Raw genomic sequence first — 23,574 nt, 5'->3', positions numbered from 1 at the left:
TAGCACACTGGGGACATGGCCAGGTTGACGGACAAGGCGGCTGGGGCGGTGGGCTCCCTCGGGGAGTACCTCGCCGAGCAGCGACGGCACGCGCAGTTGTCGTTGCGGCAGTTGTCGGACCTGGCCGGGGTGTCGAACCCGTACCTCAGCCAGATCGAGCGTGGCCTGCGGAAACCGTCGGCCGACGTGCTGCAGCAGCTCGCGAAGGCGTTGCGGATCTCAGCGGAGACGCTGTACGTCCGGGCCGGCATCCTCGATCCGGACGAGAGCCCGGAGGGCACGAAAGCCTCCGGCGTGGTCGACGCCGTCCTGCTCGACCCCGCGCTGAACGAACGGCAGAAGCGTGTCCTGCTGGACGTCTACACGTCGTTCGTCCGGGAGAACCAGACCCCTGCGTAACACCTTCCTGCTGCAAACCTACCGAGGAGCACCCTGATGGCTACCCGTACGCCTGTGACCCCCTTCTACGCGCTCGCCGGCGCCGGCGACCTCGCGGTCGAGAAGTTCCGCGCGGTCAGCGAGGACGTCACCGCCCGCTTCGCCAAGCTGGACCAGAAGACCCTGCAGACCGAGCTGACCCGTGAGCTGACCAAGCGCCAGGCCGAGCTGACCAAGCGCGTCGAGGCCCTCGTGGCCGACGCCCGCACCGCCCCGGCCAAGCTCCGTGAGCTGCCGGCGTTCGCGCAGGCCGGTTTCACCACCGTGCTCGGTCAGGCCGAGGAGACCTACGAAGACCTGGCCGGCCGCGGCAAGGACCTGGTCGAGCGGATCCGCCACCAGAAGGCGACCGAGGACCTGATCGGCACCGCCAAGACCACGGTGAGCAAGGCCAAGGCCACCCGGACCACCGCGAAGAAGACCGCAAGCACCGCGACCCGCAACGTCAAGGCGACCGCGACCAGCGCCCGCAAGACCGCGAAGGCAGCCACCAAGGCGGCCGAGGACGCGGCCGGCAAGATCGGCGACTGACCGTCACCACATTCGGTGACGATTCGCCCACCGCAGGGTGAATCCTGGCCGCCGGCGGCCCGCAGCTGCGACTGAGCAGAGGTGGGCCGCCCGGTCTGTCGGCTAGGCTCTAGCACATGGGCCCGCTCATCACCTTCCAGAACCTGTTTCCTGGGTTCGCAGATCCGCTGTCGGTCATCTGGTGGGTGCTGCTCGCGATCAAACTGGTCGCCCTGCTGGACGCCGCGTTCCGGCCACGCGCCGTGTTCGTCGCGGCGGACAAGCTCACCAAGCCCGGCTGGGTGCTGATCCTGGTCACCTTCACGCTGGGTCAGATCTTCCAGGGCTGGCTGAGTTTCTTCGGCCTGGTCGGGATCGTCGCGTCGGCCGTCTACCTGGTCGACGCCCGCCCGGCCCTGCGCGCCGCCGCCGGTCGCGGCCGCGGCGGCTGGGGCGTACGCCGGCGCCGCGGACCGCGCCCGCTATAAGCCCGCTACCTCACGACCGGTAGACGATCACCTTGTCGCCGACCTGAACCTCGTCGAAGAGCACCTTGATCTTGGCCAGGTCCCGCACGTTCACACAGCCGTGGGACGCGCCGTTGTACCCACGGGCCGCGAAGTCCGACGAGTAGTGCACAGCCTGCCCACCGCTGAAGAACATCGCGTACGGCATCTTCGAGTCGTACAGCTTCGAGACGTGGTTCCGGCTCTTCCAGCCGACCGTGAAGCCGCCCTCGCGGGTCGCGGTCTTCACCGCGCCGAACCGCACGTCCATCTGCATCTTCACCACGCCGTCGACGACGTACCGCAGCTTGCGGGTCGACTTGTCGATGCACAACGCGACACCGGTCGCGCAGCGCGGGTCGAGCTTCCGGCCGTCGACCACGGGCGCCGGTGGGAAGAGCTCGGTCTGGGTCGGCTCGTGGGTGACCTTGACCAGCTGGTTCCAGGTGTTCTGGTCGACGTACCCGAGCTGGGGAATCCCCTTGGACCGCTGGAACTTCTTCACCGCGGACCGGGTCATCGTGCCGAAGTCGTTGTCCTGGTAGCGCTTCTCCAGCAGCTTCAGCTGGACCAGCCGGGCCTCGACCTTCCGTACGTCGGCGCCCGCGGAACCGTTCTTCCACAGGGCCTTCGGGTAGATCGGCAGCTCGCCGCTCACCTCGAACGGCACGGTCTTGAGGTCGGACGGCGCCGCAGTCGCACGCAGTCCGGAGCCGAGCAGCGCCGCGACGGCACCGCCGACGACCAGCCCACTCAACAGCTTCCGAACAATCAGCCCGCGCATCGGACACCCCTCTGATAGACCCCGTCCCTACACTCGTAGGACGTCCTCACTGGCCTGGTGGTTGGCACCAAAGCTTACCGGAGGTACCCGCATGGAGTTGGTCCAACGATCGGAGTCCCTCGCCTACCGCCAGGCGGGAACGGGTCGCCCGGTCGTCTTCCTGCACGGCAACCCGACCTCGTCGTACCTCTGGCGCAGCGTGATTCCGCCGGTCTCGGCGATCGCCCACTGCATCGCGCCGGACCTTGTGGGTATGGGCAGATCGGATCCGTCGGACGCCGAGGATGGCCGACGTTACCGGTTCGTGGACCACCGGCGGTACGTCGACCAGTTCTTCGACGCCCTGGGCCTGACCAGCGACGTGATCCTCGTCGGGCACGACTGGGGTGGGGTGCTGGCCACCGACTGGGCGCGCCGGCACCCGGATGCCGTCAGCGGGATCGCCTACCTGGAGACGCTGGTCGCGCCGGTCAGGTGGGACAGCCCGAATGCGCCGGCTCCCGAGCTGTTTCGCAGGCTTCGGAGCGCCGAGGGAGAGCAGTTGGTGCTGGGCGAGAACGTCTTCATCGAGCTGGTACTGCCGAGCGGCACGCTGCGCGATCTGACCGACGAGGAGCTGGCCGAGTACCGGTCGCCGTACGTCGAACCCGGCGAGAGCCGGCGCCCGATGCTGACCTGGGCCCGCGAGATCCCGATCGACGGCATCCCGGCCGACGTGCACGACATCGTCAGCGCCAACGCCGAGTGGATGGCGATGTCCCAGGTCCCGAAGCTGTTCGTCAACGGCGAACCGGGTGCGCTCCTGAACGGACCGCTGCGGGACCAGTGCCGGCGCTGGCCGAATCAGCGTGAGGTGACAGTGGCCGGCCTGCACTTCTTGCCGGAGGACTCGGGCGCCGAGATCGCGGCCGCGCTCGTCGAGTGGATACCGACCTGCTGGAATGGAGCATGATCGAGATCAGCCTGAGTACTGCGGACATCACGACCGTGCCCGCGGATGCGATCGTGAACGCCGCTCACCATGCGCTGCGGGGCGGTGGTGGGGTGGACGGAGCGATCCATCGGGCCGGCGGCCGGGAGATCCTGGACGAGCTGATCGAGCGCTATCCGAACGGAACACCCACGGGTACGGCGGTGTGGACCGGGGCGGGGGCGCTTCCGGCGCAGTACGTGATCCACGTCGTCGGGCCGAACTACACCGCCGGCCAGCGGGATCCGGCCCTGCTCGAGTCCTGCTACCGCGACGCGCTACGGATCGCGGACGAGCTCGGGGTGAAGACGATGACGCTGCCGGCGGTGTCGGCCGGGATCTACGGCTGGCCGGCACGGTCCGCGGCGGAGATCGCCGTACGGACGCTCCGCAGTACGCCGACCGACGTACAGACCGCGACCTTCTGCTTGGTGGAACCCAGGCTCTACAAGGCGTTTCAGAACGCAACAGCGGCCGGGAACTAGCTCCCGGCCGCTGTGCGGTGCTGGTTGGGTGATCAGCCCTTGTAGACGACGACCTTGTCGCCGACCTTCACCCGGGCGAAGACCCAGGCGATCTTCTTCTTGTCGCGGACGTTCACGCAGCCGTGCGAAGCGCCGTTGTAGCCGCGGGCCTTGAAGTCCGACGAGTAGTGGACAGCCTGGCCACCGCTGAAGAACATCGCGTACGGCATCTTCGAGTGGTAGAGCGACGACACGTGGTTCTTCGACTTGCGGTAGACCTTGAAGACGCCGGTGCGGGTGGGCGTGCGGGACGCGCCGAACCGGACGTCCATGACCTGGACCGGCTTACCGTTCACGACGTACACGAGCTTGCGGGTCTTCTTGTTGATGCAGAGAACCCGGCCGCGGGTCAGGCACCGCTTGTCCAGGTGGTACTTGCCGACGGTCGCGGTGGTCTTCGCCGCCGCGGTCGACTTCTGCGCCGAGGTCGCGACCATCGGTGCGGTCTTCGGCACCACCACGGCGTCGGCCGTCGTGGTCGCCGCCAGCGCGCCGACACCCACGAACGCGGCAGCCGTCAGAGTCGCGGCGAACTTACGCAGAATGCCCATGATTCCTTGTCCTTCCCCCAAAAAGTTGCTTCCACAAGACAGACGTCATGACTTCACGTCTGGTTGGTAACGATCCGGAATTTTCTTCCCCCGGTCACCGGCCGAGAATTATGTATCACAGTCCGATCCACCCGTGCCCGGGCTGCCCGCGGACCGTGTCCAGAACGTGTTCTAGCGGTTCAGATCTTGGACTTCCGGCCCAGCTTCGAGCGCTCGATCTGGGTCAGCGCGACCTTCCGCATCCGGATCGCGTCCGGCGTCACCTCGACGCACTCGTCCTCACGGCAGAACTCGAGCGACTGCTCCAGCGACAGCTTGCGCGCCGGCACCAGCTTCTCGAACTCGTCCGCGTTCGACCGGACGTTGGTCATCTTCTTTTCCTTGGTGATGTTGACGTCCATGTCGTCGGAGCGCGAGTTCTCCCCGACGATCATGCCCTCGTACACCTCGGTGGCCGGCTCCACGAACATGGTGCCGCGCTCCTGCAGGTTGATCATCGCGTACGACGTGGCCGCGCCGGCCCGATCCGAGACCAGCGAACCCGACGGGCGGGTGCGCAGGTCGCCGAACCACGGCTCGTACCCCTCGAACACGTGGTGCGCTATCCCGGTACCCCGGGTGTCGGTCAGGAATTCGGTCCGGAACCCGATCAGTCCACGGGCCGGGACCAGGAATTCCATCCGCACCCAGCCGGTGCCGTGGTTGGTCATCTGCTCCATCCGGCCCTTGCGGACCGCGAGCAGCTGGGTGACCGTACCGAGGTACTCCTCGGGGCAGTCGATCGTCAGCCGCTCGACCGGCTCGTGCCGCTTGCCGTCGATCTCGCGGGTGACCACCTGCGGCTTGCCGACGGTCAGCTCGTAGCCCTCGCGGCGCATCTGCTCGACCAGGATGGCCAGCGCCAGCTCACCACGGCCCTGCACCTCCCAGGCGTCCGGCCGCTCGGTCGGCAGCACCTTCAGCGACACGTTGCCGACCAGCTCGCGGTCGAGCCGGTCCTTGACCAGCCGCGCGGTCACCTTGGTGCCCTTGCTACGGCCGGCCAGCGGCGAGGTGTTGGTACCGATCGTCATCGAGATGGCCGGCTCGTCCACGGTGATCAGCGGCAGCGGCTTCGGGTCGTCCGGGTCGGTCAGCGTATCGCCGATCATGATCTCCGGGATGCCCGCGATCGCGACGATGTCGCCCGGGCCGGCCGAGTCGCCGGGCACCCGCTCGAGCGCCTCGGTGACCAGCAGCTCGGTGATCTTGACCTTCTGGATCGAGCCGTCGTGGCGGCACCAGGCGACCTGGGAGCCCTTCTTCAGCGTGCCTTCGTGCACCCGGACCAGCGCGAGCCGGCCGAGGAACGGCGAGGCGTCCAGGTTGGTCACGTGGGCCTGCAGCGGTGCGCCCTCGGTGTACTCCGGGGCCGGCACGTTGTTCAGGATCGTCTCGAACAGCGGCTCGAGGTCCTCGGAGTCCGGCATCCCGCCGTCGGCGGGCTGGTTCAGCGAGGCGCGGCCGGCGCGGGCCGAGGCGTACACGACCGGGAAGTCGAGGGCGCTCTGGTCGGCGTCGTGGTCGAGCAGGTCCAGGAACAGCTCGTAGGTCTCGTCGACGACCTCGGAGATCCGGGCGTCCGGGCGGTCCACCTTGTTCACCACCAGGATCACCGGCATCTGCCGGGCCAGCGCCTTGCGCAGCACGAACCGGGTCTGCGGCAGCGGGCCCTCGGAGGCGTCCACCAGCAGCACGATCGCGTCCACCATGGACAGGCCGCGCTCGACCTCACCACCGAAGTCGGCGTGGCCGGGGGTGTCGATGATGTTGATCGTCATCTGCTCGCCGTTGGCCATCTTGTGCCGGACGGCGGTGTTCTTGGCCAGGATCGTGATGCCCTTCTCACGCTCCAGGTCGCCGGAGTCCATCGCCCGCTCGTCGACGTGCTGATGGGCTCCGAACGCGCCGGACTGCCACAGCATCGCGTCGACGAGGGTGGTCTTCCCGTGGTCGACGTGGGCCACGATCGCGACGTTGCGCAGGTCGTTACGGACAGGCATGAGGAAGCGCTCCAAGCGGTAAGAGGGTTCTGGCGGTGGCTACGGCTGTTTTCACGTGCCACTCGACACAGGGCGCAGCACCTACATCCTACCTGTCGCTCTGCGTGTCCACGAATCGGGAAGACCTTTGACATTTGTTGACTGGACGTCCAGTCTATAATCGGCGCCTGGGGAGGGGCCGCAGGAAACGGGGGGTCGACCCAGGAGCGCCGGGGATGGGGGGTTGCCCGGCGCTTCGGGGCCACGACCGGGAGAGAGCAGGACCGTGCCGCGTTCGGCGAGCGCCAACCAGGAGATGCGCGAGCGTTCCCGCGAACGCATCCTGGCCGCAGCGCTGGAGGTCTTCGCCGCGAAGGGCTACGAGGCCGCGTCGATCTCCGACATCACCACCGCCGCGGGCGTCTCCCGGGGCCTGGTGTCGTACTACTTCGCGACCAAGGAGCAGCTGGCCGCCGAGCTCCTGGACCGCTGGCTGGACGGCATCGCCGGCATCCTGACCATCCAGGGAACTCCTGATGAACGGCTGGCGGGCATCATCGACGGCGCCCTGATGGCGGCCGCGACCACGCTCCCGATCCAGCGCCTGGCCATCACCCTGATGATGCAACCCACCACTCACGACGTCTTCGCCCGGGTCGAGGAGGCCAAGTCCGCCCGCCTGTCCCTGGTGGAAGACGCCATCCGCGACATCTTCACCGCCCGCGGCGCCCCCGACCCGGCCCTGGAAGAAATGTTGCTACGGGCAACCTTGGAGGGCGTGACCGTGAAGCTGGCGATCTACCAGGAGACCTTCCCGCTGGAGGACGTTCGGCGCCGCTTGTACGCCGGTTACACATTGCCGGCGCCCGCCGTACCCCTCCCGATCACGTCACCCCCGGTCCACCGCCTGCGCGCCAAATGACCCGGGCGGCGTCCAGTCGAACAACTTCGTCCCGGACCGCTGAGCGGGTCGCGGCGGGACGACGCGCAGCAGCGCGTTTCTCAGCCGCTGCCATCGCGGCCCGAGGTGCGCGCCGACCCGCGCCATCTGGTCCGACCTGCGCACAAGCTGCTGCGTACGCCGGTACCGCTGCGCGTCGTACTGCTCCGGGCTGAGCATCCCGACCGACACCCCGTCCTCGAGCGCCGAGTTCGCTCCCTGCCCCAGCGTCGGCAGCATCGGATGCGCGGCATCGCCGACCAGGACCACCTTGCCGCCCGTGTACCGCGGGAGTGGATCGGCGAGCGTCCAGACGTCGTGCCGGATCACCTCACGGGCCGCGTCGGCGAGGTCATCCACCCAGTCCGCGAAGTACTCCCGCGCCGCCGCCGGCTCGTCCGGAAACCGCACGCCACTCGCCATCGCGACGTACCCGTACCAGTAGACCTCCGTCGGGCTGATCCGCATCGCCCCCGACTCCGCGTTCGGCCCCCACGTCATCGCGAACCGGTCGCCGACCGACGTGTCCGCGACCACCGCCCGCCAGCAGCTGTAACCGCTGTACTTCAACTGGTTCGGGAACAGCGCCGCCCGGGTAACGCTGCGGATCCCGTCTGCCCCGACTACCAGATCGGCCGTCACGCTCTCCGTCCCCCACTCGACCCGCCCCGTCGCCGGATCCACCCGGGTCACCCGGGCGCCGGTGATCAGCTCCACCCCGTCGGCGGCCTCGACCAACGCCCGATGCAGTCGTTGCCGGTGGATCCCCACCATCCGGCTCATCGCATCGTCGCCATCAGGTGCCCTGAGCAACCATTTCCCGTCCCAGGACCGCGTCCCGGCCGGCTGCAGCGCGTACCCGTTCCGCCGTACCTGCTCGTCCGCCCCGATCGCCGCCAGCGCCCGCATCCCGTTGACGGTCACGACGACACCGGCGCCCACCTCGCCCAGCTCAGGCGCGCTCTCCAGCACCAGCACCCGCCACCCGGCCCGCTGCAACGAAGCAGCTGAGGCCAGACCGGCAATCCCGCCACCGACCACGACCGCGTATCCCATGGCGTCCACCATAGGTTGGCATGCTACTTATGCAAAGCTGGGTGCGTGCGGCCGGACCGCCCCCACGACGTTGTCGCCGCCGGTGAGGTCGAAGCGCAGGTGGTCCTCGATGGTCGGGTTGGTGATTCCGAGCCGTTGGAGGGTTGCCGCCATGACGACCTTGCGGGCTCGGGCGGTGCCGTCTTCCAGTTTCAGGGCGATGCCTCGACCGTCGGGGAGGCCAACGGCGTAGACGCCTTCGGCTCCTGCTTTGCAGAAGAGGCCGTGGGTGGCGCGCATCAGCTCGGCTTCGTCGCGGGTACTCCCGCTGGCGTACTCCGGGTGCGCGCGGAAGGCGTCCGCGATCTGACCCTCGTGGGTGTCCGGGGGCGCGGCAGCGAACAGCCCGAAGGAGCGAGCCAGGCCGGCCAGCGTGAGGGCGAAGATCGGAGCGCCGCAGCCGTCGATCGCGATGTACGAGACCTTCTCGCCGGCCGCGTCCTCGATCGCGCGGCGGATCTCCAGCTGCAGCGGGTGGTCCGGCGAGCGGTAGTCGGTGAGCGGCCAGTCGTTGAGCTTGCTGGTCAGGAGCATCGCGGCGTGCTTGCCGGAGCAGTTCATCACGACCCGCTCCTTGCCGTGCCCGGCCCGGACCCACTCGTCGCGCGAGTCGTCCATCATCGGGTACGCCGCAGGCGTCTGCAGCGCCGACTCGTCCAGCCCGGCGATCGCGAGGATCCGCCGTACGCCGTCGACGTGGAACTGCTCGCCCGAGTGCGAGGCGCCTGCCAGCGCCAGCAGCTCACCCGTCAGCGGCAGGCCGTTGCGGAGCATGCCGAGCGCCTGCATCGGCTTGTTCGACGAGCGCGGGAACATCGGCTCGTCCACCACACCGGCGGCCCAGGCCACGCTGCCGTCGGCGTTCGTCACCACGACAGAACCGCGGTGGTGGCCCTCCACGAAGTCGCTACGGACCACGTCGGCCAGGATCACAGGTTCGCTCACGGCTGCACTGTACAGGTGCAAAAAGACGTTTTGCGACTCACAGCCGGGAGCGCACGTGCAGCCCGACCTCTGGGTCGACGAGGAGCTCCTGGGTCGCCATCACCGTCGGCTGCTCCTCGGCCACAACCTGCAACTCGACCGCCGGGTCCACGTTGCGCTTGACCAGCGCGAGCGCGATCGGCCCCAGCTCGTGGTGCCGGGCCGCGGACCCCACGAACCCGACCTGCTTCTCCCCGGCCTGGACGGCGTACCCGTGCGCCGGCAGGTGGTCCACCGACCCGTCCAGGTGCAGCCGCACCAACCGCCGCGGCGGACGACCGAGGTTGTGGACGCGGGCGACCGTCTCCTGCCCGCGGTAGCAGCCCTTGTTGAGGTGTACGCCGACCCCGAGCCAGCCGACCTCGTTCGGAATCGCGCGCTCATCGGTGTCCAGCCCGAGCCGAGGCGCACCGGCCCCGATCCGCAACGCCTCGTACGCCCAAACCCCGGCCGCCGGGCCCTCGAGGCCGGCCAACTCCGCCCGCGGCAAGAAGACCTCGTACCCACCCAGCGAGTCGTCACCGCTCCGGGTCAGCGGCTGCCCTTCCGGTGCCGTCCCAGGCCGCCAGATGATTGCGTACTCGTCGCTGACCTCCGCAATCTCGACCCGCGACATGAACACCATCTTCTGCAGCCACTCCACCAGGGCGGCCGCAGCGCCCGGCTCCGTGTGCAGCCAGAACGTCTCCCCGTCGTCCACGCCGTACATCACATGCTCGATATGCCCGGTCGGAGACAGCAGCAGCGCCGTCGTCGACGTACCGGGCTTGAGACCCTCGAAGTACTGCGTCGTCAGCGCGTGCAGCCACGTCAGCCGGTCCGGGCCGCTGATCGTCACCACGTCCCGGTGCGACAGGTCGACGAACCCCTGCCCCGCCACCAGCGCCCGCTGTTCGCGCAGGTCGGAGCCGTAGTGCGCCGCGACTCCGGCGTCGAGTCCGTCGGCCTCGACCGCACCGGGCCGGTCCAGCAAGGGGCTGCGCTTACGTGACATGTCACCAGAGTACGTCGAGCGGCGTACGGCGATCGCCTCCCGCCGTGGGATGTGGACAGACCCCCGGTACGACGAGGCTGTGGTTATCACACAGGGGCTATTACACAGGCGAAGGGAGCAGGGCGATGAGATTCCGGTTCGGAGTGACGGGGAGCCCGACGTCGGGCGAGGAATGGGTCAAGACGGTCCGGCAGTCCGCGGACCTCGGGTACTCGACCGTGCTGATGCCCGACGGGCTGCAGCTGCCGTCGCCGTTCCCGTCGCTGGCGATGGCGGCCGCGGTCGCGGACATCCGGGTCGGCACGTTCGTCGCGGCGGCGACGCTGCGGACGCCGCGGCAGGCGGCCTGGGAGGCGCACACGTTGACCTTGCTGACCGAGGGCCGGTTCGAGTTCGGCATCGGCACCGGCCGGCCGATCGCCGAGAAGCAGACGGCGGACGTCGGGCTGCAGTGGGGCACAGCCCGCGAGCGGCGCGAGCGGATCGTCGAGACCCTCGACCTGTTGCGGGAGCTCGACGGAGAGACCCGTACGCCGATCATGTTGGCGGCCGGCGGTCCGAAGGCGCTCGCGCTGGCCGCGGAGCGTGCGGACATCGTCTCCCTCGCCAAGGACGCTACGACGCCGCGGTCCGAGGTCGCCGCCGTGGCTCGCAAGCTGCGCTCGTTGGCCGGCTCTCGGGCTGACGAGATCGAGCTCGCGATGAACCTGCTCGCCGCCGGCACCCGCCCGCTGCCGCCATGGACCAAGCGCGCGGCCGGCGTCGATCCCGACGAGCTCGAGGCGATGGACTCGCTGATGCTGCTCCGCGGTACGCCGCAGCAGATGGCCGACGAGCTCCTGCGCCGCCGGGACGAGATCGGGGCGAGCTACATCAGCGTCAACGCCGGCTACCTCGAGGACTTCGCACCGGTCATCGAGCTGCTCGACGGGAAGTAGCGGACGGAGCGTTGCCCGCCGGTCTGTGGTTCCGGCGGGCAGCGCTGGAGGGGTGGAGAGGTGGTCTAGTTGTCGACCCGGCCCGTGCCGACCGCTGCCGGCGTCGCCACTCCGGCCGTCACTGGTTCGGGTACGTCGCCTGCGTGCGTGTCGCCGGCCGCGAAGGCCGCCTCGTCGAACGGGTCCTCACCGGCGAACACCTGCCGGGCCTGTTCCTTGTCGAACTCGCCGACCCAGTGGCCGACCAGGACCGTGGCGACCGCGTTGCCGGCGAAGTTCGTCAGCGCGCGGGCCTCGGACATGAACCGGTCGATACCGACGATCAGCCCGACGCCGTCGACCAGCTCCGGCCGGTGCGACTGCAGACCACCGGCCAGCGTCGCCAGGCCGGCGCCGGTGACCCCGGCGGCGCCCTTCGAGGCGAGGATCATGAACAGCAGCAGCGAGATCTGCTGGCCGAGCGAGAACGGCGTGTCCATCGCCTCCGCGATGAACAGCGACGCCATCGTCAGGTAGATCGCCGTACCGTCCAGGTTGAACGAGTAGCCGGTCGGGACGGTGATACCGACCACGGACTTGTCGATGCCGAGGTGTTCCATCTTGCCGATCAGCCGGGGCAGGGCGGTCTCCGACGACGAGCTGGACACGATCAGCAGGAACTCGCGGCCGAGGTACCTGAGCAGCTGGAAGATCGAGAGCCCGGTGACCACCCGCAAAATGGTGCCCAGGACAACGACCACGAACAGCAGACAGGTGATGTAGAACGCCAGCATGATCTTCAGCAGGCTGAGCAGCGCGGTCGAGCCGGCCGCGCCGACGACAGCCGCGATCGAGCCGAACGCGCCGATCGGTGCGGTCCACATGATCATCGACAGGATCTTGAACACCAGCCGCTGGATGTGACCGATGCCGATCAGCACCGGCTGGCCCTTGGAGCCCATCGCCTGCAGCGCGAAGCCGACGAGCAGCGCGACCAGCACGGTCTGCAGGACCTGGCCCTCGGTCAGCGAGGACAGCAGCGACTTCGGGATGATGCCGAGGATGAAGTCCGTCGAGCTGGTGTGGGCGCCGGCAGCCTGCTTCTGCCCGGCGTCGCGGAGCTTGTCGGTCAGGTTGAGGCCGGAGCCCGGCTGCACGATGTTGCCGACCACCAGGCCGATGGCCAGCGCGATCGTCGACATCACCAGGAAGTAGACGAGCGCCAGACCGCCGACCTTGCCGACACTGGCGGCCTGCCGGACCGAGCCGATGCCGAGCACCAGCGTGCAGAAGATGATCGGGCTGATCAGCATCTTGATCAGGTTCACGAACCCGGTGCCGAGCGGTTTCAGCTCGACGGCGAAGTCCGGGAACAGCAGCCCGACACCGATGCCGAGCAGGACGGCGACGATGACGGCGATGTACAGGAAATGGGTCCGGTCGTTCCGCACCGGGGTCGGGCGGGGTTCGGTCGGACGGGATTCGGTCGGGCTCGACATGGGGGACACTCCTGGATCTGCCGGGCGGGGTGTTTGGGTAACTGTGACGTGACGCACAGGAGAAGCGCTCATTTCGTTCATATCGTTCGCGGTGCAGACTGTCGGCATGCAACGCCGACCGTGGGAGCTCCGCCGCCAGGTTCTCTGGCTGCAGACGGGCACGGTCACGGTCCTGATCGCCATGGTCTGGGTCGTCCTGGTGGCGCGGTCCCGCGCTCAGGCGGTGCGGGACGAGGCGCGGACCGGCGTACCCGCGCCGGACTGGTGGGACTTCGTCTGGATCGACCTGCGGTCGATGCTCGGGATCGCCTCGCTGATGCTCGGGGTGGCGACTCTCGGAAACGCGCTGGTCACCTGGCGGGTACGGCGGGCCACGCGCGGGATGGGTACGCAGTCGCTGGCCCGGATGCTCGACTTCTACGAGGGCGTGCTGCACGCGGCGCGCGAAGGGCTGCTGCTGCTCGACGCGGAGGGGCGGGTGCAGCTCGCGAACGACGAGGCGTTGCGGTTGCTCGGGCTGGTTTCCGTGTCTCCGGGTACGGCGTTGGACGAGCTGCATCTAGGGGATCCGCTGGTGGAGCTGCTGCGGACCGGGCGGACGGCGTACGACGAGCTGCATCTGGGGGCGCAGGGGGTCGTGGTGGTGAACCAGCAGCCGTCGCGGCGCGGGCGGATCGTGACGCTGCGGGATCACACCGAGTTGCAGCGGTTGCTGGGTGAGCTGGACGCCGTACGGAGTCTGGCGGAGTCGTTGCAGGCGCAGAACCACGAGGCGTCGAACCGGCTGCACACGGTCGTTTCGCTGATCGAGATCGGGCGGCCGGAGCGGGCGCGGGAGTTTGCCGTGTCGGAGCTGCAGTTCGCCCAGGCGATGACCGATCGGGTTGTCGGGACGGTTGGGGATCCGGTGCTGTCGTCGCTGCTGCTGGCCAAACTGGCGCAGGCTCAGGAGCGTGGGGTCGTGCTGACGCTGGACCTCGGGACAGAGCCGCTGAACACGCGCTTGCCGGACCAGGATGTCGTGACGGTCGTCGGGAACCTGCTCGACAACGCGATCGAGGCCGCGCGGGGTGGTCCGGCGCCGCGGAAGGTGGAGTTCCGAGCCGCCGTACTGCCGGACGCGATCGATCTGATCGTGACGAACACCGGGGTGGAGCTGGGTGCGGTCGAGCTGGCCCGCATGTTCGACCGCGGCTGGACGACGAAGGCCGAACCTGGGCACGGATTGGGACTGGTACTGGTCCGCAGTACGGTCGAACGCTGGCAGGGCACGCTGATGGTCGATCCCGACTCCGAGCTGGACGAGCTCCCCGCGTTGACGGTGCGCGTCCGGCTACCGCGGGCGGTGAGTGCGAGTGGCTGACCTGCGTGTCCTCGTCGTGGAGGATGATCCGGTAGCTGCAGAAGCTCACCGCACCTATGTAGATCGACTGCCTGGCTTCCACTGCGTCGGAATCGCCGGTACTGCGGGCCGCGCGCTGCAGGTGCTCGCACGTGGCGAGCTGGACCTGGTGCTGCTGGACATGAACCTGCCGGACGGCCACGGCCTCGACGTCGTCCGCCGAATGCGTGCCGCCGGCAACCAAACCGACGTTGTCGCGGTCACCTCTGCCCGCGAAGTCGCTGCCGTCCAGGCCGCGGCTCGGATCGGCGTCGTCCAGTATGTGTTGAAGCCGTTCGCCTTCGAGACGCTCCGCGACCGGCTCTCGGCGTACGCCCGCCAACGCCGGGCTGCGGAGTCCGGCCAGGTGGTCGCCGACCAGGAGGAGGTCGACCGCTTGTTGCACCCAGCAACAGTCTCGTCCGTCCCCAAAGGCCTGGCAGGCTCGGTCCTCGACCGCGTGGTCCACCTGCTGGCCGACCGCGAAGGCTGGACCGCCGAGGAGGTAGCCACCTCCCTGGGTACGTCCCGCATCACCGCCCGCCGCTACCTGGAACACCTGGCCGACCAAGGCCAAGCCCTCCGCACCCAACGCTACGACGGCCGCTCCGGCCGCCCCAAAGTCGAATACTCCTGGGTCTCCGAAAGCTGACCCACGCGGGTTACGCGGCCGCTCTGTCGTCGCTCCGCTCCTCCGACGCACCCGCTCCACCCGACTCCCATCCACGCTGCGGCTTACCGCCGGCATGCTGCCAGCTGGCGCTGGCGAGTTGCGAGCTACCGCTCGCGGGTGACTACCCCGGGCTGGCGTACTACTTGTCGTACTGCTGCTACGGGGTGCTGCTGGTAACCCAGCGCGGTGCTACGCACGGCTCCTTCGTCGCCGCACTACGCGCCGCCCCACCCACCCTGTTTGTTCGGGGCTGCCGCCCCGGTGCATCCGGCCGACGCCGGGGTTCGCTCGCTGCACTCGCGGTGACTACCCCGGGCTGGCGTCCTACCCGTCGTCCTGCTGGTGACGGGTTGAGGTGGTTTACCCAGGGCTGCTGGTGGTTCAGCTCGTGCGGTGCTGCGGTTGACCTCATCCGTCGGCCTGTCGGGCCGAACGCGCATGTTCGTGGACGTCGCCCCGCCTTTCCGGAGGAAAAGTGTCACCTGGTGGCACTTATGTTCCGCAAACCGACCCCCACGAGCCTGGCGACCCTCTACGGACCGTCAGTTTGAAGATCGGGCTGGTGGTGGCGACGATCGGCTGGCCGTTCATCGTCATCGCCGGGGTGATTACTCGCCACGCCCGCCGCCTTACCCGCCGTACCGCTCGTGCGGGCTGAGTTGTTCACGGCAGCGCGGTGCTACGCATGGCGCCTTCATCGCCTGGCTGCGCGCTGCCCACCCACCCTGTTTGTTCGGGGCTGCCGCCCCCGGTGCATCCGGCTGCCGCCGGGGCTCGCTCGCCGCGCGCTCGCGGAGTTGCTCGCTTCGCTCGCTGGTTGCGAACTGCCGCTCGCGGGTGAAAGCCCTGGGTTGGCGTCGTACCTGGACGGACCGTGAGCAAGGTACCGGTGGCGGCAGGAGCGACCACATGACCGAGTCGCCGCAGTCCCCCCGGGGTCAACCTCGGGCTGAGCGGGCTGCTGGTGAGCGCCTTCGTCCACGCCGCCGGTCGAGCGAACCCTCTAGCTCGGGGTGGGTCCTCCTGGGGATTGGAAGCCGGTTGCTTCTGCTGCGACGAGTGTTGCTAGTCCGGCGAGCAGGGCTGCGATCTTGGCGACCATCGATGCGTAGGCTACGTCCGCGCACCCTCGGAAGCCGCACGCTTGAGTGCTCTCGACGACCGTCCGCACAGTGTCGGGATGCAGCAGATCAACCGCAATGACAAAGAATCCGGCGAACGACACCGCCCCGAACAGCAGCGCCCGCGCCAGTCCTCCCAGGCGTGAGTGTCTGGCGGTCGCGTCCCGCTCGCCGGCGAGTTTTCGGTGGCCGGCGACCAGGGTTCGTGGTGGCGTGCGTCTCGGCCGGGTCTCGTTCGACGATTGTCCGCGTTGGGCGACCAGTGCGACGGAGGCGCCCACCAGCAGCAGGACCAGAAGGAGGATCGTGTACCAAGGCGTTGCGAGCATGGCCATCCAGACCTCTGAGCTGTAGATCGTCAGCACGAAGGTTGCGCTCACCACGACAAGGGAGAGGACGTCGCGCCGCGCGGCGCGACCGAACAGGGCCAACGCCGGCACTGTCCGTGTGTGCAGGATTCGCGGCTGGACGACGCCGAGCAGGCAGATCGTGGCCAGCGAATAGATCGCTGCACCGGCCGCCCAGAACGCAAGCCCTGCGAAGGTCTCCCGCCCAGCTGGTCGCAGGACGCGTTGCGCGGCCAGAGCGGTCAGCACGACCACGCCCGCGACAAAGGTCACGCCGACAACCGAACGGGCTGCCCAGGACAGCCTCGGCGCGGGGCGTGCCTTCCGACGAGGACGCCGTACGAGGAGACGGTTGAGTACCCGCATGGTGGCATCGACAGCTGCCGGAGCGTTCAGGATGACGAGAGCCAGCAGCGACGCCACGCCGAAAATGAGCCAGGCCGTTGGGTAGAAGCTCCCGAACGGCTCGCAGTAGTCGGGCGTGCAGTAGTCGCCTGACAACTCGTCTCGTAGCAGCAGGCTGTACAGCCATGCGGCGATCGCCGGAGGGACAGCCGCGACGAGATAGGGCAGGCGACGCGTCAGGGCTCGCAGCATCGGACCCTGATTGGCTTGACCTGGTTCTACCCGGTACGAGCTCGCCATTGACACCCCGGAGTCTTCATCGGGTGTCAGGGCGATTCGTTACCGCGGGTGGTCAGGCGCGGACGAGGGTTGCCCAGAGGTGGGGTTGGAGCGGTTGGCCTTCGGCGGCCATGTCGTACGCCCAGAGGAGTTCGCCGTTGACCTGGCCGTAGAGGCGGTGGCCGGCGGTTACTTCCTTCGCGGTGGTGGTGCGGGCTACGAGGTCGGTGGTCAGCTCGATCTTGGCGCCGTCGATGTCGCCGTACCAGATCTCGGCGATGCCGGTCGGGTGGGCGAGGATGACCTCGAGTTTGTTGCCGGGCTGCGGGCGCCAGAAGCCGGTCTCTACGGCGAGCGGGCGTTCCTTGGTGCCGTCTTCGCCGACGACGTAGGTCTGGCTGACGTAGTGCAGGTACGGCTTGCCGTTGTGGGTGAAGTCGATCTGCTGCCCGAACTCGAACTTCTCGATCGTCGGGTAGTCGCCGTGGCCGCGGCCCTCCCACCTGCCGAGCAACCAGGCGATGGGCATCAGGTCGGGGTGCAGGTCCGCCGGGATCTCGAACGCCATCAGTCAGCTCGCACGGCGGCCGCGGTACAGCCGGTAGACGACGAGCGCCGAGAACCAGCCCATGAACACACAGACCAGCACCAGCAACGTGGTGAACACGACATGCAACACGCGGCCAGTCTAAAGGATCCCCACCCCCACCCCTCCCCCACCCAACGTGACGTCCCGCACCAACCACCCCACAACTAGTACGTCGGCACGCGGGCCCCGGCTGGTAGTTCGGCACGCGGGCCCCGGCTGGTAGTTCGGCACGCGGGCCCTGGGCTGGTACTTCGGCAGCTCGGCCCCGGCTGGTACGTCGGCAGGCCGACCACGGCTGGTGTGGCGGCACATCTGCCCCGGCTGGCACTTCGACAGGTCGGCCAAGGCTGGTGTGGCGGCACGTCCGCCCCGGGCTGGTACGGCGGGGCGGCCGGGACGATGTGCTCGGGTACGTTGGGGCGGTGGCGCGAGCGTTGGTGATCAAGTTGACGGCGGGGGCTGACGAGGCCGAGCGGGCCAACCAGGCGTTTACGGTGGCGGCCAGTGCGGTTGCCGCGGGGGCTTCGGTTTCGCTGTGGCTGACTGGGGAAGCGGTCTGGTTCGCGGTACCGGGGCAGGCTGAGGACTTCAGCCTTCCGCACGCGGCGCCGCTCGCCCAACTCCTCGCCGCGGTGCTGGACGGTGGTCAGCTGACCGTCTGCACGCAGTGCGCCAAACGACGCGAGCTCACCCAAGCCGACCTACTCCCCGGCACCCGAATCGCCGGCGCCCCCGCCTTCACCGAAGAAATCCTCACCAACAACACCCAAGCCATCGTCTACTAACCCGCCACAGCCCCCCCTTCGGCAAGCCAACGCCCCCGAGCTGCCCCCAGCCGGGTCCGCGGTCAGCCGCGACCCGGGCGGGTCGGCGGTCAATCGCAGCCCCGGGTAGGTCAACCGTCAACCGCAGCCCGCGTGGGTCGGCGGGTCAGCCACGGCCGGGGTCGGCGCTCAGCCGCAGCCCCGGGTAGATCGGCCGTCAATCGCAGCCAGGGTGGGTCGGTGGGTCAGCCCGCAGCCGGGGTCGGCGGTCAGCCGCGACCCGGGGTTCTCGGTCAGCAGCGGCTCGGGTTCGGCGATTAGCCGCGCGGCCTGTGTCGGACTCCTGGCGGGTGCCTACGGTTGCGCCTGGGCGGGTTTGGGCGGCGACTCGGGCGGGTCGGTGGTCAGCCGCGACCTGGGTACGGCGGTCGGCCGCGGCCCGGGAGCTCGGCGGTCAGGCCCGGCCCGGGGCTTCGGTGGTCAGCCCCGGCCCCCGGGGTGGGTAGGTGGGTCAGCCGCGACCCGGGGTTCCCCGGTCAGCCGCAACCCGGGTGGGGTGGGTGCGTCAGCCGCGACCGGGGTTCGGCGGTTAGCCGCGGCCTTGGTCGGATTCCTGGCGGGGGCCTACGGCTGCGCCTGGGCGGGGTTGGGCGGCGACTCGGACGGATTCTGGGCGGGCACCGTTCGGGCCCGGCTCGCTGGTGCGGTCGGGGTTGGCTGCTGGTCCTCCGGCCGGGCCGCTGGCCCCGACGGTTTTCTTGAACTGCTCCATCTCGGCGTCGCTCATCGGCTTGGTCGCCTCATTCTGCTCTGGCGACTGGCCGTTGGCGCGGGCGTCGGCGATGGCGATGTCCTCGGCCGGCGGTCCGACTTGCTGAGCAGCGGCGCCGTCCTGCCCCGGCTGCGCTCCCTGCCCGTCCTGACCGTCGACGCGGTCCTGACCGCCGGGACCGTCCTGCCGGGCTTGCTCGGCGTCTGCGGCTTCCTGTACTTCGTTGGCGTAGCCGATGTCGCCGCCGGTCTTCAGCGCCGGTTCACGCTCGATGTCGACCGGCACCGACTCCTGGTCGGCCCCGGGCTGATCTCCCTCGAGCTCATCGGGCCTGCCGTCCTGCAGTACGCCGTTCTCGTCCAGGCTGTACCGGTCGCCGGCCTCCGCTGCGGCCGCCGGCGACCTGTTCCCATCAGCCTCGGTGAACAGCCCATTCTCATCGAGCTCGAACTGACGATCACCCTCAACCCCAGGCTCCTGCCCGTCCAACCCCGTCCCGTCCGCACCCAGAGCATCCACACCCTGGCCATCCGCACCAGGACCGTCCACATCCTGGCCATCCACACCCCGACCGTCCACACCCTGGCCGTCGACCGCGGCTGGGTCCTGGCCGAGTGCGGCCTGCTCAGCCTGTTGCTGCTGGTCCTCGTACACCGGCTGCAGCGTGCCGTTCTCGATGTCGAACCTGGTCGGCTCGCCGTCCGCCTGCGCGTCCCGCTGAGCCTCCTCCACCTCAACGCCCGTCAACCCCGCACCAAGGGTGGCGCCATCTACCTCGTCGCGCGCCTCAGCCGCCTCCTCGTTGTCGCGGATGTCCTCCTCGCGACGTTGCTCGACCTGGGCCTGTTGAGCGGTGTCCTCAGCTCGGTCGGCCCGCTCCTCGGCAACGTCCTCGCGCAGCTCCGCTGCGGCCCGATCGTCACGCGACTCCGCAGTAGCCTCTGTGCCCTCCGCGCGAGCCGCCGCCTGGTCGTCGAGGGACTGATTGCGCGCCTCGTCCGCGTGGATCTGGTCGGTGGTGTCGGGGATGCCGTTGTCGTCGTAGTCCAGCCGGTCCCTGAGATCCTGGTTGTCCCGCTCGGTCAGGCCGAGGTCCCGCTGCTGCTGGGCGGCGAGGATGTCTTGCCGCATCACCTCAGCGCGGCGCAGGAACTCGAGCTGGCTCTGCCGGAGCTGCCGGAGCTGGCTCTCGAGGTTGGCGATCCGGACCCGCGGGTCCGCCTGCTGCAGCTGCTGCTGCGCGTTCCGCTCCGGGTTGAACCGGAGCTCCTGGAGCTGCCGCTCCATGCCCTGCCGGAACCCCTCCCCACCGCGCTGCGCCCACGGCTCACCGGACAGCCGCTCCATGGCGCTCGTGTTCAGCTGGTCGAAGGTCACCCCGTGCCGCCGCATCAGCCGCTGGGCGAGCCTGAAGACCGCCATGGCCCGGCCGATCAGCACTTCCAGCAGTTCCTCTTCGACTGCCATCAGGCCACCTCGCTCGCATAGACGGAGTACCCGAAGCCGGCCTGCTCGATGCCTGGACCGGGCTGGGTCGCGTACAGATGAAATTCGGCGCCGGGCCGCAGCCAGACGGCGAGGTGCCGGCGGCGGCCGCGCCACTCGGCGGGCACGCGGGCATCGGATCCGGACCCGACGAACACCGGCGGTCCCCAGAACTTCCGGCCCAGCAGGAGCTGGTCGGGCCAGCGCTCGTCCAGGCCCTCCTCCGCGGCGGCAAGATCCGACGGACCGATCTCGTACGCCGACCAGCCGCTCCGCGGGCTCTCCGGCAGTACGGCGTCCGGCAGCACCAGCATCACCGTCTCGCGCGGCGTGATCAGGCCCCAGGTATAGCGGTCGGGATCGATGTCGCCCGGCGCCCACGGCCGCCAGCCGGTGACGTCCATGGTCCGCACGACCAGCGCGCGGATCGCCTCCAGGCCCGTGTCCGGCGGACCCCAGATCGACCTCCAGTCGGAGACCTCGGCGAGGTCGGCCATCGCCCGCTCGTCATCATCGGTCGACAGCTCCTGCGTCTTCACCCGCCACACTCCTCTCCTGAAGTCCGCCCAGCCTATGCCCCCGCCGGTTCCGTCCGCTCGGAATCCGACGCAGACCTGTGGACAACGGATCCCACCGGTACGCCGTTCGCGAGCAGTAACCGCGGTACGCCGGACAACCGGCCCGCGCCGGGTTGTGATGGAGACATGAAACTTCCGGCGCCTCCGAGCGAGAAGTCGTTCCCGTCGGCGTTGCACCACCCCCGGGTCGCGACCGCCATCGGCCGCTGGCTCGCCGCAATGGTGGTGATCTGCTTCCTCACCGGCCTGTTCAGCCACTTCCAGCAGGACACTCCGAGCTGGTTGCACATCCCCAGCCACCCGGCCTCGCTGTACCGCGTCACGCAGGGTCTGCACGTCCTCAGCGGGACCGTCGCCGTACCGTTGCTGCTGGCAAAGTTGTGGACGGTCTACCCCAAGCTGTTCGCGAAGCCGCCGTGGCCGCCGAGCCGGGAGGCGCTGGCGACCATCGTCGAGCGCCTGTCCATCCTCGTGCTCGTCTCGGCGATGGCCCTCGAGCTGTTCATCGGCTTCATCAACACGCTGCAGTGGTACCCGTGGCCGTTCCCGTTCCGCCAGACGCACTACGCGCTCGCGTGGATCATCGTCGGCGCGCTGCTCGTGCACATCGCGGTCAAACTCCCGCTGATCCGCGCCAACTGGCGCCGTCCACCGGAGCCGACGCCAGAATCCTTGCCGCCAGCAATCACCGGTCTGACCCGGCGAGGCCTGTTCCGCACGGTCGCCGGCGCCGCGACGCTGGTCGGCATCACCTCGGTCGGCCAATCGGCGCCGATCCTTGGATCCGTCGCAGTACTCGCGCCCCGCAAGCCGAACATCGGTCCGCAAGGGCTGCCGGTGAACCGTACGGCGGACGCCGCCGGCGTGACCGGGATCGACGCGGACTGGCGGTTCACCGTGGTCGGGCCGAAGCAGCTGTCGCTCAGCCTGGCCGAGCTGCAGCAACTGCCGCAGAGCCGCTCCGCGCTCCCGATCGCCTGCGTCGAGGGATGGAGTCAGGGCGGCCGATGGGACGGCGTGCGGATCCGGGACCTGCTCGAGCTGTGCGGGGCGTCGGCGCATTCGCGCGTCCGGGTCGTGTCGATGGAGAAGGGCGGGTTCTACGCGACGAGTGAGCTGCCGGAGCAGTTCGCCGCCGATCCCCTCACCTTGCTGGCGCTTCGGCTCAACGGAAGCGAGCTCGCGCTGGACCACGGGTTTCCGGCGCGGATCATTGCGCCGAACCGGCCTGGGGTGTTGCAGACCAAGTGGGTCCATCGGCTGGAGGTCATCGCGTGAAGCTTCGCATCGGACTAGTAGCTGTCGGGGTGCTGATGGGCCTGTGGGGTGTGTGGAAGATGTTCGAGGCGCTGGACGTGCGGGCGTTGGTCAGGTTGCCGCTGTGGCTGGGTGGGGCGGTGGTGGCTGACGACTTCATCCTGGTGCCGCTGACCGTCACCGTCGGATGGCTGGTGACACGGTGGTCGCTGGGCCCCGGCCGGCACCGCACGGTCGGCGTGGTCAGGACGACGTTGCTGTACGTCGGCATCACCACCTTGATCGCGCTGCCCCTGATCGCAAGGCAAGGCACCGGCGCCAACCCGACGATCCTCCCCCGCGACTACCGCCGCGACTGGTTATTGCTGGAGGCAACGATCGTCGCGGTCGGCGCCGTCGCGTTTCTCCTTCAGCGCTTCACGTTCAGGAGGTCGCGGGCCTCGTCCGGTGACATCGGCGGACGCTGAGCCAGCGTGGCCAGTGCCGCCGCTCGCTCGACCAGCTCCGCGTTGTGCGTCACCGGCTGTCCCTTCGCCAGCGTCAGCGTGTCCTCCATGCCGACGCGGAGGTGCCCGCCCTTCGACAGCGCGGCCAGTCCGACCGTCAGCGCCGTACGTCCGATGCCTGTGGCCGACCAGGACGTGACAGCGGCCGGCAGGGCGTTGACGGCTGCCACCAGCGCGTCCGCAGTACCGGGCATGCCACCAGGGACGCCCATGACCAGGTCGCAGTGCACGCGACCGCCGTACGGCAGGCCGTACTTGTCCAGCAGCCGGTGCAGCGCGGCAACGTGCCCCAGGTCGAACAGCTCGAACTCCGGGACCACCTCCCGCTCCTGCGTAAGCTGGTAGAGCTGGGTGACGAACGGCCACGGGTTCATGAACGCGTCGTCGCCGAAGTTGACCGTCCCCATGGTCAGCGAGCACGAGTCCGGTACGGCGTCCAGCACGCGGAGCCGGTGGTCGTACGGATCGGTCACGGCCCCACCGGTGGACAGCTGGACGATCAGCCCGGTGTTCTCCCGGATCGCGGCGACCGCGTCCGTCAGCCGGCTGAGCTCCAGCGTCGGCCGGTGCTCCCCGTCGCGGATGTGGAGGTGGATCATCGCCGCGCCCGCGGCCTCGCACCGTTTCGCGGTCTCGACCAGCTCGTCGAGCGTGGTCGGCAGCGCCGGGCAGTCCGCCTTCGCGGTCTCGGCACCGGTGGGAGCAACTGTGATCAGAGTCGACGCCATGGACGAATCCTGCCAG

24 protein-coding genes are annotated in these 23,574 nt (G+C 69.1%); 12 read left to right on the top strand and 12 right to left on the bottom strand.

All coding sequences use genetic code 11. From position 1 onward, the window contains the following. The first annotated feature begins 15 nt into the window (after positions 1-15). The 3 genes from AB0E69_RS16410 to AB0E69_RS16400 all read left to right on the top strand — a co-directional run bounded on the left by AB0E69_RS16410 (position 16) and on the right by AB0E69_RS16400 (position 1,436). Positions 16-399, top strand: a complete 384-nt coding sequence (locus AB0E69_RS16410) for a helix-turn-helix transcriptional regulator (RefSeq protein WP_360145466.1) — start codon at positions 16-18, stop codon at positions 397-399. A gap of 36 nt (positions 400-435) precedes the next feature. After that, positions 436-969: a hypothetical protein gene (locus AB0E69_RS16405; RefSeq protein WP_360145463.1), complete on the top strand. Its 534-nt coding sequence runs from the start codon at positions 436-438 to the stop codon at positions 967-969. Positions 970-1,085: 116 nt separating this feature from the next. Beyond that, positions 1,086-1,436 (top strand): DUF2516 family protein, encoded by a 351-nt coding sequence (locus tag AB0E69_RS16400; protein ID WP_360145460.1) that lies wholly within the window; start codon positions 1,086-1,088, stop codon positions 1,434-1,436. A 10-nt stretch (positions 1,437-1,446) separates the two neighbouring features. Here the strand turns inward: AB0E69_RS16400 and AB0E69_RS16395 are convergent, their stop codons facing one another. Further along, positions 1,447-2,238, bottom strand: coding sequence for a L,D-transpeptidase family protein (locus AB0E69_RS16395; RefSeq protein WP_360145457.1), 792 nt, complete (start codon positions 2,236-2,238; stop codon positions 1,447-1,449). A gap of 91 nt (positions 2,239-2,329) precedes the next feature. On the opposite strand from AB0E69_RS16395, the gene AB0E69_RS16390 reads away from it, so the two are divergent. Next, positions 2,330-3,190, top strand: a complete 861-nt coding sequence (locus tag AB0E69_RS16390) for a haloalkane dehalogenase (RefSeq protein ID WP_360145454.1) — start codon at positions 2,330-2,332, stop codon at positions 3,188-3,190. Beyond that, positions 3,187-3,693, top strand: coding sequence for a macro domain-containing protein (locus AB0E69_RS16385; protein WP_360145451.1), 507 nt, complete (start codon positions 3,187-3,189; stop codon positions 3,691-3,693). The genes AB0E69_RS16390 and AB0E69_RS16385 overlap by 4 nt, the downstream gene beginning before the upstream one ends. A 32-nt stretch (positions 3,694-3,725) precedes the next feature. Here the strand turns inward: AB0E69_RS16385 and AB0E69_RS16380 are convergent, their stop codons facing one another. Both AB0E69_RS16380 and typA read right to left on the bottom strand, forming a co-directional pair. After that, complete coding sequence (locus AB0E69_RS16380; RefSeq protein ID WP_360145448.1) at positions 3,726-4,283, bottom strand: L,D-transpeptidase; 558 nt, start codon at positions 4,281-4,283, stop codon at positions 3,726-3,728. A 179-nt stretch (positions 4,284-4,462) separates the two neighbouring features. After that, positions 4,463-6,325 (bottom strand): translational GTPase TypA, encoded by a 1,863-nt coding sequence (gene typA / locus AB0E69_RS16375; protein WP_360145445.1) that lies wholly within the window; start codon positions 6,323-6,325, stop codon positions 4,463-4,465. Positions 6,326-6,590: 265 nt separating this feature from the next. On the opposite strand from typA, the gene AB0E69_RS16370 reads away from it, so the two are divergent. Next, the gene (locus tag AB0E69_RS16370; RefSeq protein ID WP_360145442.1) at positions 6,591-7,226 is read left to right on the top strand and encodes a helix-turn-helix domain-containing protein; all 636 of its coding nucleotides are present in this window, start codon (positions 6,591-6,593) and stop codon (positions 7,224-7,226) included. Here the strand turns inward: AB0E69_RS16370 and AB0E69_RS16365 are convergent. The 3 genes from AB0E69_RS16365 to AB0E69_RS16355 are packed head-to-tail and all read right to left on the bottom strand — an operon-like array spanning position 7,194 to position 10,317. After that, complete coding sequence (locus AB0E69_RS16365) at positions 7,194-8,300, bottom strand: FAD-dependent oxidoreductase (protein ID WP_360145439.1); 1,107 nt, start codon at positions 8,298-8,300, stop codon at positions 7,194-7,196. The two genes, AB0E69_RS16370 and AB0E69_RS16365, sit on opposite strands and share 33 nt — an antisense overlap. Before the next feature lie 27 nt (positions 8,301-8,327). Next, positions 8,328-9,284 carry an asparaginase gene (locus AB0E69_RS16360; RefSeq protein WP_360145436.1) on the bottom strand — a complete coding sequence of 319 codons (957 nt, stop codon included), beginning with the start codon at positions 9,282-9,284 and terminating at the stop codon, positions 8,328-8,330. Positions 9,285-9,321: 37 nt separating this feature from the next. Further along, positions 9,322-10,317: a glycine cleavage T C-terminal barrel domain-containing protein gene (locus AB0E69_RS16355; RefSeq protein ID WP_360145433.1), complete on the bottom strand. Its 996-nt coding sequence runs from the start codon at positions 10,315-10,317 to the stop codon at positions 9,322-9,324. A 125-nt stretch (positions 10,318-10,442) separates the two neighbouring features. Here AB0E69_RS16355 and AB0E69_RS16350 point away from each other — a divergent pair, with 125 nt between their 5' ends. Further along, positions 10,443-11,255, top strand: a complete 813-nt coding sequence (locus AB0E69_RS16350; protein ID WP_360145430.1) for an LLM class flavin-dependent oxidoreductase — start codon at positions 10,443-10,445, stop codon at positions 11,253-11,255. A 65-nt stretch (positions 11,256-11,320) separates the two neighbouring features. Here the strand turns inward: AB0E69_RS16350 and AB0E69_RS16345 are convergent, their stop codons facing one another. Next, a complete protein-coding gene (locus AB0E69_RS16345; protein WP_360145427.1) occupies positions 11,321-12,733 on the bottom strand; it encodes a cation:dicarboxylase symporter family transporter in 1,413 nt (470 codons plus the stop codon). Between the two features lie 106 nt (positions 12,734-12,839). Between AB0E69_RS16345 and AB0E69_RS16340 the strand changes: the two genes are divergently transcribed. Beyond that, a complete protein-coding gene (locus tag AB0E69_RS16340) occupies positions 12,840-14,096 on the top strand; it encodes an ATP-binding protein (RefSeq protein WP_360145424.1) in 1,257 nt (418 codons plus the stop codon). After that, the gene (locus tag AB0E69_RS16335; RefSeq protein WP_360145421.1) at positions 14,089-14,766 is read left to right on the top strand and encodes a response regulator; all 678 of its coding nucleotides are present in this window, start codon (positions 14,089-14,091) and stop codon (positions 14,764-14,766) included. Before AB0E69_RS16340 ends, AB0E69_RS16335 begins: the two co-directional genes overlap by 8 nt. 1,024 nt (positions 14,767-15,790) lie before the next feature. On the opposite strand, the gene AB0E69_RS16330 is transcribed toward AB0E69_RS16335, so the two are convergent. Both AB0E69_RS16330 and AB0E69_RS16325 read right to left on the bottom strand, forming a co-directional pair. Further along, a complete protein-coding gene (locus AB0E69_RS16330) occupies positions 15,791-16,852 on the bottom strand; it encodes a hypothetical protein (RefSeq protein WP_360145418.1) in 1,062 nt (353 codons plus the stop codon). 100 nt (positions 16,853-16,952) lie between these two features. After that, positions 16,953-17,447 carry an FABP family protein gene (locus AB0E69_RS16325; protein ID WP_360145415.1) on the bottom strand — a complete coding sequence of 165 codons (495 nt, stop codon included), beginning with the start codon at positions 17,445-17,447 and terminating at the stop codon, positions 16,953-16,955. 443 nt (positions 17,448-17,890) lie between these two features. Here AB0E69_RS16325 and AB0E69_RS16320 point away from each other — a divergent pair, with 443 nt between their 5' ends. Continuing rightward, the gene (locus AB0E69_RS16320; RefSeq protein ID WP_360145412.1) at positions 17,891-18,253 is read left to right on the top strand and encodes a DsrE family protein; all 363 of its coding nucleotides are present in this window, start codon (positions 17,891-17,893) and stop codon (positions 18,251-18,253) included. 568 nt (positions 18,254-18,821) lie between these two features. On the opposite strand, the gene AB0E69_RS16315 is transcribed toward AB0E69_RS16320, so the two are convergent. Further along, a complete protein-coding gene (locus AB0E69_RS16315) occupies positions 18,822-20,471 on the bottom strand; it encodes a hypothetical protein (protein WP_360145409.1) in 1,650 nt (549 codons plus the stop codon). Further along, on the bottom strand, positions 20,471-21,028 hold the full coding sequence (locus tag AB0E69_RS16310; RefSeq protein ID WP_360145406.1) for a hypothetical protein: 558 nt from the start codon (positions 21,026-21,028) through the stop codon (positions 20,471-20,473). The genes AB0E69_RS16315 and AB0E69_RS16310 overlap by 1 nt, the downstream gene beginning before the upstream one ends. A 165-nt stretch (positions 21,029-21,193) precedes the next feature. Between AB0E69_RS16310 and AB0E69_RS16305 the strand changes: the two genes are divergently transcribed. Together AB0E69_RS16305 and AB0E69_RS16300 are read left to right on the top strand one after the other, a co-directional pair. Next, positions 21,194-22,345, top strand: coding sequence for a molybdopterin-dependent oxidoreductase (locus AB0E69_RS16305; protein ID WP_360145403.1), 1,152 nt, complete (start codon positions 21,194-21,196; stop codon positions 22,343-22,345). After that, positions 22,342-22,791, top strand: a complete 450-nt coding sequence (locus AB0E69_RS16300) for a hypothetical protein (RefSeq protein WP_360145400.1) — start codon at positions 22,342-22,344, stop codon at positions 22,789-22,791. The genes AB0E69_RS16305 and AB0E69_RS16300 overlap by 4 nt, the downstream gene beginning before the upstream one ends. Here the strand turns inward: AB0E69_RS16300 and AB0E69_RS16295 are convergent. Beyond that, on the bottom strand, positions 22,734-23,558 hold the full coding sequence (locus tag AB0E69_RS16295) for a 3-keto-5-aminohexanoate cleavage protein (RefSeq protein ID WP_360145397.1): 825 nt from the start codon (positions 23,556-23,558) through the stop codon (positions 22,734-22,736). The two genes, AB0E69_RS16300 and AB0E69_RS16295, sit on opposite strands and share 58 nt — an antisense overlap. Between the last annotated feature and the right edge of the window lie 16 nt (positions 23,559-23,574).

The organism is Kribbella sp. NPDC026611, assembly GCF_040638345.1.
Taxonomy (GTDB): domain Bacteria; phylum Actinomycetota; class Actinomycetes; order Propionibacteriales; family Kribbellaceae; genus Kribbella.
This window is presented reverse-complemented; position numbering and strand designations above follow the sequence as displayed.